Source organism: Spartinivicinus marinus, from assembly GCF_026309355.1.
Taxonomy (GTDB): domain Bacteria; phylum Pseudomonadota; class Gammaproteobacteria; order Pseudomonadales; family Zooshikellaceae; genus Spartinivicinus; species Spartinivicinus marinus.
On sequence record NZ_JAPJZK010000001.1, the window covers coordinates 5,531,828 to 5,545,651 of the forward strand.

Annotated in this window: 12 protein-coding genes; 6 read left to right on the forward strand and 6 right to left on the reverse strand. The window is 40.2% G+C overall.

All coding sequences use genetic code 11. The annotated features are described in order from the left end of the window. Nucleotides 1–173: 173 nt before the first annotated feature. Entirely contained in the window at nucleotides 174–908 is a 735-nt protein-coding gene (locus OQE68_RS24655; RefSeq protein WP_180566999.1) for a hypothetical protein, read from the reverse strand. Nucleotides 909–1,397: 489 nt separating this feature from the next. On the opposite strand from OQE68_RS24655, the gene OQE68_RS24660 reads away from it, so the two are divergent. The 5 genes from OQE68_RS24660 to OQE68_RS24675 all read left to right on the forward strand — a co-directional run bounded on the left by OQE68_RS24660 (nucleotide 1,398) and on the right by OQE68_RS24675 (nucleotide 4,899). Continuing rightward, the gene (locus OQE68_RS24660; protein ID WP_180567000.1) at nucleotides 1,398–2,423 is read left to right on the forward strand and encodes an ABC transporter substrate-binding protein; all 1,026 of its coding nucleotides are present in this window, start codon (nucleotides 1,398–1,400) and stop codon (nucleotides 2,421–2,423) included. Nucleotides 2,424–2,704: 281 nt separating this feature from the next. Beyond that, nucleotides 2,705–3,733 (forward strand): ABC transporter substrate-binding protein, encoded by a 1,029-nt coding sequence (locus OQE68_RS24665; RefSeq protein WP_180567001.1) that lies wholly within the window; start codon nucleotides 2,705–2,707, stop codon nucleotides 3,731–3,733. A 38-nt stretch (nucleotides 3,734–3,771) separates the two neighbouring features. Beyond that, nucleotides 3,772–4,014 carry a DUF6868 family protein gene (locus tag OQE68_RS31025; protein ID WP_353618518.1) on the forward strand — a complete coding sequence of 81 codons (243 nt, stop codon included), beginning with the start codon at nucleotides 3,772–3,774 and terminating at the stop codon, nucleotides 4,012–4,014. Nucleotides 4,015–4,103: 89 nt separating this feature from the next. Then, the gene (locus tag OQE68_RS24670) at nucleotides 4,104–4,436 is read left to right on the forward strand and encodes a hypothetical protein (RefSeq protein WP_255490763.1); all 333 of its coding nucleotides are present in this window, start codon (nucleotides 4,104–4,106) and stop codon (nucleotides 4,434–4,436) included. Nucleotides 4,437–4,572: 136 nt separating this feature from the next. Beyond that, nucleotides 4,573–4,899 carry a hypothetical protein gene (locus OQE68_RS24675; protein WP_180567003.1) on the forward strand — a complete coding sequence of 109 codons (327 nt, stop codon included), beginning with the start codon at nucleotides 4,573–4,575 and terminating at the stop codon, nucleotides 4,897–4,899. A 56-nt stretch (nucleotides 4,900–4,955) separates the two neighbouring features. Here OQE68_RS24675 and OQE68_RS24680 read toward each other — a convergent pair whose 3' ends face one another. The 5 genes from OQE68_RS24680 to mfd all read right to left on the reverse strand — a co-directional run bounded on the left by OQE68_RS24680 (nucleotide 4,956) and on the right by mfd (nucleotide 13,563). Then, nucleotides 4,956–6,212, reverse strand: a complete 1,257-nt coding sequence (locus OQE68_RS24680; protein ID WP_180567004.1) for a cytochrome P450 — start codon at nucleotides 6,210–6,212, stop codon at nucleotides 4,956–4,958. Nucleotides 6,213–6,290: 78 nt separating this feature from the next. Next, nucleotides 6,291–8,273, reverse strand: coding sequence for a DNA topoisomerase III (locus tag OQE68_RS24685; RefSeq protein ID WP_180567005.1), 1,983 nt, complete (start codon nucleotides 8,271–8,273; stop codon nucleotides 6,291–6,293). A gap of 163 nt (nucleotides 8,274–8,436) precedes the next feature. Continuing rightward, nucleotides 8,437–9,207: a substrate-binding periplasmic protein gene (locus tag OQE68_RS24690; protein WP_180567006.1), complete on the reverse strand. Its 771-nt coding sequence runs from the start codon at nucleotides 9,205–9,207 to the stop codon at nucleotides 8,437–8,439. A gap of 53 nt (nucleotides 9,208–9,260) precedes the next feature. After that, the gene (locus OQE68_RS24695; protein WP_180567007.1) at nucleotides 9,261–9,929 is read right to left on the reverse strand and encodes a CsiV family protein; all 669 of its coding nucleotides are present in this window, start codon (nucleotides 9,927–9,929) and stop codon (nucleotides 9,261–9,263) included. 163 nt (nucleotides 9,930–10,092) lie between these two features. After that, nucleotides 10,093–13,563, reverse strand: coding sequence for a transcription-repair coupling factor (gene mfd / locus OQE68_RS24700; protein WP_180567008.1), 3,471 nt, complete (start codon nucleotides 13,561–13,563; stop codon nucleotides 10,093–10,095). A 59-nt stretch (nucleotides 13,564–13,622) separates the two neighbouring features. On the opposite strand from mfd, the gene OQE68_RS24705 reads away from it, so the two are divergent. After that, a complete protein-coding gene (locus OQE68_RS24705; RefSeq protein ID WP_255490764.1) occupies nucleotides 13,623–13,745 on the forward strand; it encodes a hypothetical protein in 123 nt (40 codons plus the stop codon). The last annotated feature ends 79 nt before the right edge of the window (nucleotides 13,746–13,824 follow it).

Below are 13,824 nucleotides of genomic sequence, written 5' to 3' on the forward strand. Positions count from 1 at the left end.
GCCGTTGAGTGATGAAACCCTATGAGTTTATGTTTTTATAAATGATTAGGGTGACAATTAATTGCGCCTGAATTAACTGTATTTCCATTATCCTTGGGGTCAAGAGCGACGATAACAAAGCCGGAAAATAAAAAAGGCCTTTAAAAAGACCTTTTTTATACTACTTGATTTTATTAGGCAGTCGCAGTTTTAAAAGAGCGGCGGCGATTTCGAATAAAGGGTACTAAAGCAACACTCATTAAAAATAATGAAATAGTCGCTGGAGTGCTAATGGGGGTAGTTGTTTGATGGGCCGCATCATACCAGCCCGACTGAGTAACGGAGAAGTTTTTTAACGAACCATCAGCATTGTAAGCAAAAGTACTGCCGATACTTGGGTGGTACCAAATGCCTATTTTTTCACCAAATGCAACACCATCCCAGTCTGTAGTAGTAAATAATGAGTTGATTTGGGTTGTATCTAACTCAAAATTGAATGTTCTTGCAGTGCCATTATCTGAAACATTAATAAAGTTGGCACCCGTTGATGCAATATAGTTTTGGTTGTGCCTCCAGGTATTGTAGGTACTATTACCATTGTAGATATAGGAGGTGAGTGTACCTGTTGCTAGATCTCCGTACATAATGGCATATTCATTAACATGGCCTTTAGGATCTGGACCATCACTCACGACTAGCCAAAAACCATCAGTATACTGGCCATTTGCTTTTTCAGTTGTAGATTGCCAACTAAAAGTTTGATTATCTGAATCATAACGAGTTTTAATATTGGTTATTTTTCCTCCAGCAGGGTTATTAGCTGGGTTGTTAACTTCAAACTCATAAATAGGAGCCGCAGCTACGTTGCTTGAATAAATAGCGGTTAATGAAACAACACCTATTAGAAATTTGCCTAATGATTTTATCATGGTTATAACCTACTTCAATTAATTTATTAATTAAGTTATTTTGTTACAAGCGTTACTTGCTAATATTGTTAAGCAAATAGTATGCCATTATAATCTTGCAAGGTAACTAGATGATTTTAAAGAAATTTATAAATCGAATATAATAAGCTGTATTGTTTAAAATTGATTTTTTACTCTTGTATAAAAATATTTTTTTTGAAATATAAGACTTTTGTATTGTTAGCTACTTCTAATAAAGTGAAAGTTTGTGGTTGTTTGTTGAGCAATGTTGTTTATGCGGCGAATGATGTTTATGTAAAATTGCATGACATTTTTTGAATAGATATTTATTTAGTTGAGACTCAAAAAAATAATTAGCTGGTCATAGTTATATCCAATACGAGTGATTTTGGGTAGATAGCATTCCTTACCATTTGAGCTAAACTTGTAAGCAAATTGATACAAGCTCTGAACAAGTTAGTGACTAAATCAAGTTACTGGTGAAGCCTGATGAATAAGTTATCAACCTACTTCTGGTATGTGCTAAAGCTAGCAGCCGTTTTGTTATGTGTAATCCTATCGAGCAAACTAGTCGCTGGCCCTAAGGATCTGTTAATTATCCATAGCTATAGTCGCTCAGGTTCTTTCACATGGGTTGATGACCAAACCAATGGTATCAAATCTATTTTTGGAAAAAGAGGCTATCAGTTTCATGAGTTTGAGCTGAGTACTAAAACTATTCCGGAAAGCCAATTTGAAGAAAAAGCAAGTGCTGCATATAAAGTGGTTAAGCAGGTCAATCCAGGACTGATTTTTTTAACTGATGATAATGCACTCAAGCTAATGGTGCCTAAAATAGGGAAAAATATTCCAATAGTTTTTGCAGGAGTCAATGGAAATATTCGAACTGATTATCCATGGTTACTAAAATATGCCAATGTAACGGGTATTTTAGAAAGGCCTTTAATGAAAAGAACAATCTTTCAAATGAAAGATGCGTTGAATCTAAACTTAAAAAAAGTACTTGTCATTATGGGGACCAGCCCTACTGGTAAAGCATTTTTTAAAAATGACTTAAATGGAGAAGATAAGTTTAGGCTGGTAACCATCGATGTTGATGTAAGGCGATCAGGTAAAATAGAAGAATGGTATAAATGGATTAGTGAAAGTAAAGAAGAAGGATATAACCTATTGCTGGTCACTAATTTTTATGCACTAACTGATTCTAATGGCAATAAAATCGATGTTGAAATAGTAGCAAACTGGATATCAAATAATTCTCCATTGCCTGCATTCAGTGTACATACAGGTGTAGTAGGTAAAAATAAACTAATTGGTGGTATGGTAATAAGTGGTGTTCATATGGGTGAAGCCGCTGGTAAGCTGGCATTAGATATTTTGATAAATAAAAAATCAAGCGCTATTTTTTATAAAACGCTGGATAGAGGACAGCTTATTTTTAGTAAACACCAACTAACTAAATGGAATTTAACTGTAGATAAAAGATTTATAGATGAAGTAGTGATGGTAGATTAACTCAAAGTTATACTCATTAAAGTTTTATAGTAAAAATTAGTTGTTAATCTTCATCATTTTCATTCATGGTGCTTATATACCCAATGCGAAGGGTTTTTAGGGCTAGCCTACAACGGTGAGGCTAGCGATAACTGCATTAATAGGTTATAAAAGCGTTAGCTGGTAAGCCATCAACTGTCACTCCACTTACCTGTCATTTGGACTAAACTTGTAAGCAATTATTAGAGGTCACCTGACCCCTGTGCAAGTGAATGACTAAGTCGAGTCTCTGGTGAAGCCTGATGAATAAGTTATCAACCTACTTCTGGTATGTGCTAAAGCTAGCAACCGTTTTGTTATGTGTAATCCTATCGAGCAAACTAGTAGCAGGTCCTAAGGACTTGCTCATCATTCACAGTTACAGTCGAGCAGAGTCGAATAAGTGGGTAAGTGAACAAAGTCAGGGGATCAGATCAGGATTCGCTAATAGTGACTATATATTTCATGAGCTGGAAATGGGAACGAAAAAGCTACCAGTTGATCAGTTTGAGGCTAAAGCAACAGAAATTCTTGAGCAAACGAAGACAATTGATCCATCCTTAATCTTTATCACTGATGATAATGCACTGAAACTCATGGTACCAAAGCTTGGCAAAAAAATACCTATAGTTTTTATGGGGGTCAATGCCAATATTAGGTTAGATTACCCTTGGTTACTTGAGTATCCAAATGTAACAGGTATTTTAGAAAGACCACTAATTAAAAGAACAATTTTTTTAATGAAAGAATCACTTAACTTAAAGCCTAAAAAAGTACTATTGCTATTAGGGATAAATCAAACAGGTAAAGCTTTTTTAAAGATTGAGTTGAATAATCAAAAAAAGTTTAAGCTGGTGTCTTTCGAGGTGGATGTAAAAACCTCTGGTGAGGTAGAGCAGTGGAAAAAGTGGATAAAATCTAGTAAAAGTGATGGGTATGATTTTATTTTAGCAACTACTTTTTTAGGGTTAACAACTGTCGAGGGCGTCAAGGAAAACACTGAAGAGCTTGTAAAATGGATGTCAGCTAACTCATCAGTGCCTGTCTTTACAGTTCATACTGATGTGATTGGGCACGATAAACTGGTGGGAGGGATGGTTTTATATGGCGTTTTATTTGGAGAAGCTGCAGCAAAAATTGCCCATGAAATTCTAGATGATAAGAAAAAACCAAAAGGCATTCCATATAAAACCTTAACTCAAGGGCAGCTTATTTTTAGCAAACAGCAACTGAAAAAATGGAACTTGTCTGTGGATAAAAGTTTTATGGATGAAATAGTGTTACTTGATTAAGTGGTGCAGAAAAACTATAGGCATACCAAGGTGAGCTTATGGATATTAATAGACTAACTGATTTCTTTATGTGGTGTACTATTTTTAATATGGGGTTTCTGGTTTACATTGTGCTCATATGTGTCCTCTTTCCTAATTGGGTTTATCAGTTGCAAAGTAAGTGGTTTCCAATATCAAGAGAAATCTTTAATGTTGCTATTTATGCATTCGTTGGTTTGTATAAGCTGTTTTTTATTATATTTGTTTTTATACCTTACTTGGCACTGCTGATCATGAAGTGATTCTGTGAGAGGGAATAATGACACGACAAGAAAATAAACTACAAATGTCTCTGTTGCTAATTAGACTAACGGTTTTTTTGGTTATGTTTATGTGGACCTTAGATAAATTTATAAATCCTGAACATGCAGCAAGGGTATATGAAAAATTTTATTTTATTGCTGATTTGGATAATCCAGTTATGTATGTTATCGGGAGTGTTGAGTTGGTAGTGCTATTGCTATTTGTAGTAGGTTATATGAAAAAGTATAGCTACGGTGCTGTATTATTTTTTCATGCTATTTCTACACTGTCCTCGTTTAAGCAGTATGTAAATCCCTTTGAAGGAGCTAATCTCCTCTTTTTTGCTGCCTGGCCTATGTTGGCAGCCTGCTTGGCTTTATTCATGTTACGTCATAGTGATAAAAAACTTTCAGTCAGGTAAAACCCGTGTGTAAAATTAGAAGGTGAAAGGTATATCACCATAGGTTTTGTGTATACTATTACCAAGTTCTATAATTTTTTCAGCTATCAATGTAACTGAAAACCTGGGATAGTAAATCAAAGGATGGGTAATAATAATGAAATCAAGAATGATACTTTTAACATTAGTTGGTTGTAGTATGTCTTTTGCTTCGTTTGGTGAATGTAAAGTTGATCAAGGTTCTTTTACCCTATCTACACATATGGTACAAAAAGCAGTAGAGGGTTCTGAGGACGAGCAAGTGAGAAAAGCTTTTGCCAATGATAATTGTATTATTACTAAAGGTTGGCAAAAAGGTGGTGATATACCAGAAAATTTACCAGCGAAAGCAGAGCATATTACTGTGAAAGTACCTGGTTACTCTACCTGTTATATATTTGATCATCCTGATTTATTTGGTGTTTTTAAGACAGTTTGTAGTTAAACATATGTACGCCTTGTTAGAAGCAAGGCGTAGACTGTAGAATAAAACTAGGTCAGCTATTGAATTGTTATGGGTAAGCTTTCTAAGCCTACCAAAGTATCTTGTTGGCGCCATTTTGCCTGTTGGCGATCAACTGAAATGGAGTGGCTGTCTAGATGATTTAATACAACGTGCATTTCCAGGCGAGAGAGCTGGGCACCGGAGCAAAGATGACGCCCATAACCAAAAGCTAAGTGCTTATTATGTTGGCGGTCTAGTTTAAACTGATTAGGTTGTTCAAACATATTAGGATCTCGGCAAGCAGCGCCTAACAGTACTTCAATACAATCACCCGGCTGTAAATGATACTGGTGCAAAGTAACAGACTTTATTGCAATACGACGGATTGATTGTACCGGACAGGAGTAACGAAGCGTCTCTTCTATTGCTGGGTTAAATAAAGCTGAGTTTTGTAAAACAGCACATAGTAACTTTTGCTCGTCAAGAAAATAAAACAGGTTGCCTATTGTACTAGTGGTTGTTTCATGCCCAGCCAGTAATAACATTGAACAATTATCTGCCATACACTGGTCAGTTATTGTTGGATGAGTAGCTTGTAAACTTAGCAATGCCCCCAGTAAATTATCTTGGGGTTGTTGTCGATGTTGATTGATTAAATGCAGAAAATAATCTCGGGATGCAAACAGGGCTTGCTCGGCATCAGTTAGAATAGCAGAGGTAATATTGGCGAAAAAAACCCGAGTCAGACGATCAGAGAGTTGTTTTAGGTATAAGGCATCTTCCGCTTTGGCGCCAAGTGCTTTAGCAATGACTAGCATGGGTAAGGGAAAGGCCACTTCCTTGATTAGATCAAAGGTGACAGGCTTTGGTTGAGCTAAAAAAGGGCTTAATAAGAAATCAACACATTCTTCCATCATCGGTAGCATAATATCTAGCATTTGGCGGCTAAATGCTTGGTTAGTGCAGCGCCTTAGTAGGGTATGAGACTCACCATCCTTAAACAGTATCCAGTTTTCGAAGCCTTGGATTAACTGCTCGTAGGCAGCTGGATCAGTGTTTGATTGCTTAAAAATACCTCTTACCCGGTTAGATGAAAAGTCATCTGACCTTAACACATGCTGTACCGTTGGGTAGTCAGCCACCACATAATAATGATCATTGAGTTGCCAGGCTGTGGGTGGTGTTTGGTGTAATCCTTGAAACATTTGAAATATCTGAGGCCAGTCATTGGGCGGAGTATAAAGCGTTTGTACTATTTCTTTTACTTGTTCTGAAATTGAAATAGCTATTGCTCTATTATTTTGACTGTTCATTATTTTTATATCCTTTCGGTCAGTGTTTTGTTCCCTAATGTACTTTGCAGTTTAACTAATATAGAGGGTTGTGACTCATTATTTCATCTGTTTTTTTCGAGTATATTTACGCTTTATTTGGTTCTGGCCTTGTCCTTTTAAGCCTCGAAAGGATTCAGGTTTAACTTGGGTAATTAATGTTGGCAAAGCATGGGAGAGGGCTCCCATAAAACTGTTATAACTGGTTTCTTTGTTACTGATGGATGTTAGTTGTGATTCCCATTGGGCGGTCATATCGGGTGTGGTAGCCACGTCTGGTAGGCTTTCAATAAGCTGGCGGCCGGTTTCAGTTGAACGAATTTGCTTGCCTTGTCTAATCAAAAATTGTCGTTTAAATAATAATTCAATGATACCCGCGCGGGTGGCTTCGGTACCGAGGCCATCGGTTTCTCTTAAGATTTTTTTGATTTCAGGGGCTTTAACAAATCGGGCGATGCCTGTCATGGCGGATAATAAAGTCGCATCAGAAAATGGTTTGGGGGGCTGGGTCATTCGTTCGGCTAACTCGCCTTTAATACACTGGACCACATCGCCTTTTTTTAAGTTAGGTAATTTCTGCTGTGCTTCTTGATCGTGGTTGTTGTCATCGCCTTTAATTTCACTACTTTGTTCCTTGAGGTTATTTTGATTGTTTAGTTTATCGTTTGCTTTGCCATTATTTTTAGTAAATAGCTTTTTCCAGCCTAAATCTACCGTTTGTCTTGCTGTAGCAATAAACTGTCCACCACTGATTTCTATTTCTATTCTTCGATCATCGTATTGCCAAGCAGGGTAAAACTGCGCGAGGTACTGTTTGGCGATTAACTCATAGATTTGTAACTCGATTTTAGATAAACGACTGGGGTCGAGCTTTCGTTCTGTGGGGATGATGGCATGATGTGCCTCTACCTTTTTATCGTTCCACGCTTTGCTTTTTAAGGATAAATCAGCCTCAGCGACTGCTTTTCGTAGTGGAACGCATACTTGATTAATAGCGGCAGTGACAGTATGTATTTGGTTGAAGTGTTCTCTAGGTAAATAACGACAGTCTGAACGCGGGTAGGTAATCAGTTTATGTTTTTCGTATAAGTCCTGACAGGTACTCAACACCTGTTGGGCATTTAAGCCGAAACGATTGGCTGCATCAATTTGTAAAGCCGATAAATTATAGGGGAGGGGAGCCGCTTGTTGTTTACGTTTTTTGGTTGCAGCGGTAATCAGCCCTGGTTGGCCAGTAATCCGCTTGACGACAGTTTCAGCCAGCTTTTTGGATAGAACTCGTCCTTCTTCATCTTGATAAGGCTGGCAGGCTTCGCTGGGTTGCCATTTGGCTCTAAATTGTTCACCTTTTTCTGTTTTTAGTAGTGCAAATACTTCGTAGTAGGGCTTTGGCTCAAAGTTTTCGATGGTTTGATCGCGCCGAACCACTAAACCTAATAAGGGGGTTTGTACTCGGCCAACTGAAAGTACCCCTTGATAGCCCGCTTTTCTGCCTTGGATAGAGCACACCCGACTCATATTAATACCATAAAGCCAGTCGGCCCTGGCACGGGCTAGAGCAGACGTCGCAAGGGGGATAAAGTCACGGTTATCCCGTAAATTGGCCAGGGCTCTTCGAACTGAATTTGGGTTTAAGTCACTGATTAGACAGCGTTGGATGCTAGCTCGTTTTGCTGCTGAAACACCAATAAAGTTAATGACTTCATCGACCAAAATCTGACCTTCTCGATCGGGATCGCCAGCATGGATGAGTTGGTCTGCTTGTTTTATTAATTTGCGTAAGACACCCAGCTGCTTTTTAGTTTTTGCTTTGGGAGTTAGTTGCCACTGTTCTGGAATAATTGGTAAGTGCTCCAGCTTCCAATGTTTATAGGCAGGGTCATAGACATCAGGTTGTGCTTGTTCAAGTAAGTGACCAATACACCAACTGACGTAATCACCATTGCCGACCTGAATATAACCATCCCCTTTTTGGTGGGGCTTGGGGAGTACATCGGCAATGGCTCTGCCTAAACTGGGTTTTTCGGCAATAAACAAACGCATACTGTATTCTTGCTACTGTGATTCCATACAGTATGCTAACAGGTTGTTGAGGAGGCGCCAACTTTTCTAGAAGCAGTTTGTACTAGTCTACATAGACATTGAGAGCTATCAAACCAAACGGCTTCTAGCATTGAACGTCAGCAACTTTCAATGAAGGGTTGTGTCATGGACGATACTTACCATCAATACTATCTGTTAGCATTTTATCGTAAGCACCAGAGCTTTTGATTTTTGCCAAGCCTTCATTAAATTTTTTGATAAGCTCTTCACTATTGGCTACTTTTTTGCTGAGAATTAAATGGTAGCTGGTTTCTCGTAATGGTTTAGGGTGATTGGTTAAAAGTTTACCTGAAGCTTCGTCTAATTTATCAGCGATTAATGCATAGCCTACTTCTAAGGTGGCAGGGAATAAATCAATACGGCCTGCGGCTAATTTTTTTAAGCTAGTCTCATCTTTGGCTGTCCGTGCAACGTTGATGAGTTTATCCGCTTCAGCCTTAGCAAATGCATCGCCATAACTGTATCCAATCGATGCGCCAATTTTGTATTTGCTTAAGTCTTTCATTGTGCTCCAGTCAAACTGAAGGTCTTTCCGATGAAAAAACACTTCTTTAAGTTCGATAACGGTATCGCTAAATACAAACTCTGCTTCCCTGTCTGGGTTTTTAGTCCAAACCACTGACCCTGCCCACTTTTTACCTTCTTGTGCCTCTTTAAATGCTCGTTTCCAGGGAAAAAAGCCATATTCAACGGTTACCCCAGATTGTTTAAAGGCTTCGGTAACAATATGAGAAATAAGCCCATGGTGTTTATATTCTTTCGATAAATAAGGTGGCCACTCACCGTTGGTTAATTTTAGGGTATCGGCAGCCGACACCGTTGCTCCTGTTAAGCAAGTGATTAATAGCATGCACTGGATAAATGAGCGGAACATGGTTGCTACTCCTACTTCTCAATAACTGGCGTTTCAATAAGTTTAGCAACTTTTTATGGTTGGCTAGGGGTAAGTAGCACTAACATTCCTAATACTGGGCTATCGACATAATAAATTTGGTTGGGCTTGAGTAGCTGTTGCTGGCGTAAATGAAAATTTCGGCTAATTTGGTATTCCGTTTGTTCCGGTCCGGCTTTTACTAAGTGGTTTGGATTAATATATGTCCGCTGGTGAGGTTGCACAGGGTCGAATTCTCGCCACCAAAAATCAAGCGTGAGGCGCAGCTCTTTATCTGCCAATAGGCCAACACTGCCAACTAGCTCGTGGTGTTCACCATATTGTCCTCCGGCTTTTAACAGGGTAGGAGATGGAGCGGGTGAGGTTTGAATGGGCTGCTGCCAACTGGAATAAAATAAAACATTATATTTATTACTTTGCTGAAGCTTTTGCAAGCTATCCTTCAATTGGTTGGTGTGTGTAGTACTTAATCGCTCAATATCATTAACGGTAATGGTGGGTGGGTTGATAAGTTTAGCAAAAGGGTTCAGTCGAACAGGAGGCCACCAACGATCATCAGATAGAGTTTCATGCTGAAAAACGATCATTTCCACTTGAAAAGGTTGCTTTGTAAAATGATTTTCCTGGGCAATTGAGTAGCAGGCGCTCAACAGGATAAAAACTGTGCTTACTAAATGAATCACCAGTCGGGTTTTATTAACCATTTAGCATTCCTTGCTGAATAGGGTATTGAAGCCTTGGAACTTTTCTACAGGGTTACCACAAATGCTAGCGGATATGGAATAACAGGGCATTCTTCCATATCAGACACTAGACTTACTTTCTAGCCCAACGCTAACTACACTTACACTTATTTAATTATAGCCCTCATGCCGCAGGTTTTAATTCATTTAATAATCTTTCTGTGTATTTCAATCGTTGGTCAGGCTCATCCATGGTTTCAAAGTATTTCAGGATAGTGGCGCCTTCCAAACGGTAGCGTTGTGGTTGATTTTGCACCATTTTAACAATGGTTAATGGGTCGATTCTCGCCTCGGCAGAGAATTCCAGTCTACCCACTTCAGCCCCTACATCGATTTTTTCAACACCTATTTCTGAGGCTTGTAATTTAAGTTGAGTAATACGGAATAAATGCTTGGTAGCGTCAGGTAATAAACCAAAACGGTCAATCAACTCCACTTGTAGTTCATCCAGTTCTGATTCGGATGTGGCATTAGCAATCCGCTTATACATTATCAGTCGGGTATGGACATCATGAATATATTCATCGGGAATTAATGCTGGTAACCGGAGATTAACTTCTGGGCCCTGGTCTAATGGTTTATCTAAATTAGGAGTTTTACCTTGCTGAATCGCCTTAACGGCACGGTTGAGCATTTCCATATAAAGGGAAAAGCCTATAGACTGAATTTGTCCACTTTGCTCTTCACCTAATAATTCACCCGCCCCCCGTATTTCTAAGTCATGGGTAGCCAGGGTAAATCCAGCACCTAACTCTTGGGCATTGGCAATGGCTTCTAACCGTTTGGTGGCATCTGCCGTCATATTTTTCTTGGAGGATGGGGTAAGTAAATAAGCATAGGCTTGGTGATGGGAGCGTCCTACTCGTCCCCTTAATTGATGCAACTGCGCTAAGCCGAATTTATCAGCCCGGTCGATGATAATCGTATTGGCATTGGGAATATCAATACCGGTTTCAATAATCGTAGTGCAGACTAATACATTGTAGCGTTTATGGTAAAAGTCTGACATGACTTGCTCTAATTCGCGCTCGCGCATTTGACCATGACCAATGGATATTCGGGCCTCTGGTACTAATTCTGCAAGCTCGGCAGCAGTTTTTTCGATAGTTTTGACTTCATTATGCAGATAATACACCTGTCCACCACGTAATAACTCCCGCAAAATCGCTTCTTTAGTCACGGTTTTATCAGCAGGGCGTACAAAGGTTTTAACAGATAAACGGCGGGCGGGGGGCGTCGCAATAATCGACAGATCGCGCATACCAGCAATAGACATATTTAAGGTTCGGGGAATGGGGGTGGCGGTTAAAGTTAAAATGTCCACTTCTGAGCGGAGGGCTTTTAACTTATCTTTTTGTCGCACCCCAAACCGGTGTTCCTCGTCAATAATTAATAACCCAAGGGCTTTAAAATTAAGGTCACTTTGCAGTAGTTTGTGGGTGCCGATGAGAATATCTACTTTACCTTCTGCTACATGCTGCTGAACCACTTGAGTTTCTTTGCTGGTTTTAAAGCGAGAAATCACTTCTACATTCACTGGCCAGTCAGCAAAGCGGTCTTTAAAACTCTCATAATGCTGTTGGGCTAGTAGGGTAGTAGGGACCAAAACCGCGACTTGTTTTTGGCTTTGTACGGCTAAAAAAGCCGCGCGCATGGCTACTTCTGTTTTACCAAATCCCACATCACCACACACTAAACGATCCATAGGCTGTTTGGCGGTCATATCTTTTACAACCGCTTCAATAGCTGCTTGTTGGTCAGGGGTTTCTTCAAATGGGAAGCCAGCACAGAACATATCATAGTTATCATCGGGGTTACTAAAAGTAAAACCTTTTCGTGCCGCACGGCGGGCGTAAATATCCAATAACTCAGCTGCTACATCTCGCGCTTTTTCGGCAGCTTTACGTTTGGCTTGGCTCCACTTATCCGTACCGAGTTTATGAAGAGGGGCTAATGCATCATCGGCACCGGTATAACGACTGATTAGGTGTAATGAGGAAACTGGCACATACAATTTTGCTTCACTGGCATATTCCAGCATTAAAAACTCAGCGTCTTGGTTGTCAATGTTAAGCTTTTCTAGGCCTCGATAGCGTCCAACACCATGGTCAATATGCACGACAGGTGCACCAATGCGAAGCTCTGTCAGGTTTTTAATAATTTGATCAGACTGATCCTGGGTTTTCTTCCGGCGTCGCCGTTGCATTACCCGTTGGCCAAACAGGGTGGTTTCAGCAATCACCACTAAACCGGGTTGGTTGAGCCAAAGGCTATTTTCAATAGGAGCAATGGTAATTCCAACAGCCTGCTCACTCACCATAAACTGGTGTAAATTGTCGTATTGTTCAGGGCGACAGTTAATTTTGGTTAACAGCTCTAGTAAGGTTTCTCGGCGTCCGGCTGATTCAGCACAAAATAAAATTTTGCTGGTTTGCTGCTCCAGCATAAAGGTTTGCAAGCTGGCTAATGGTTGTTCAGCACGGGCATCCACGGGCAGGCTAGGGACTGGATTAATAGGTAAGTTGAGATGACCCGCTTTATCAGCCGCTGTCGTATCTGCCAGTACCACTCGAGGAAAGCTTTTTAATTTATGATTTAATTCTTCAACAGGTACAAATACTTGATGGGGAGGTAGAATAGGCCTTTCTGGATCATAACGACGGTTTTCAAATCGTTCGTTGGCATCTTGCCAAAATCGTTGGATAGCGGGTTCAATCTGGTCAGTGGTAATGACCAAGGTATCTTTGGGTAAGTAATCAAATAATAAGGCGCATTGTTCAAAAAACAGTGCCAAGTAGTATTCAATCCCTGCTGGGCTAAGCCCTTGTTTCACATCTTTATAAATAGGGCATTGACGAAAATCCACATCAAATGTATCCCGAAACCGTTGCATAAATGTTGCAATGGCTTCTTTGGTGAGTGGAAACTCTTTAGCCGGCAGCAGTTGTATTTTGTCAACTGTCTGGTGAGAGCGCTGGGTTTCAGGATCGAAAGTTCGAAGAGTATCTACCTCGTCATCAAATAAGTCTATCCGATAAGGCACTTGACTCCCCATTGGGAAGATATCAATCAACGCGCCACGAATGGCAAATTCACCATGTTCATAGACGGTATCAACACAACGGTAGCCTGCCTGTTCCAGCACTTGACGCTGCTGGTCCAAGTCCATTCGGTCTCCTTTACTGATGACCAGACTATTGCCGTGTAAATAATGCTGAGGGGTGAGGCGATGCATCAGGGTGGTAATGGGCACAATTAACACCCCACGACTGATGGTAGGTAGTCGATAAAGGGTCAGTAACCGCTGAGAGATAATATCCTGGTGGGGAGAAAAACTGTCGTAGGGAAGGGTCTCCCAGTCGGGGAAGTTTAGGATATCGATATCATCCCGGTGCTTGAGAAAGAACCGCAACTCTTGTTCTAATTGATCAGCCGCCGCCGAGTTGGGAGTAATCATTAAACTGAGGGAGTCATGTTGCAAGCAAGCTTGGCTTAATGCCAGCCCCATACCTGCACCAGAAAGCGACCCCCACACCCGCCGATCACCTGCCTTGCGGGGTAAGTCAATAGCCAATAATTGTCTTGTATCGTTCATGAAACGCATCTGCTAGCAAAAAATCCAATTGGGCAGATTTTAGCTTGGATGGGGGGGAGATGAAACCTCTGACAATGATGAAACGTAGGGGGGCACTTTGTATTGATGGCTGGTTTAGGGCTAACATACATAGCTTTGAGCGAGCGAATAATGGTGAGGCAACAGAAACTTATGACTTATGAAGTATAAGAAGTGTAGGTGAAAAAAATAATGAGTGGCGGCCATAAAAACAATATAAATAAAAAAGAGACTGATGAATTA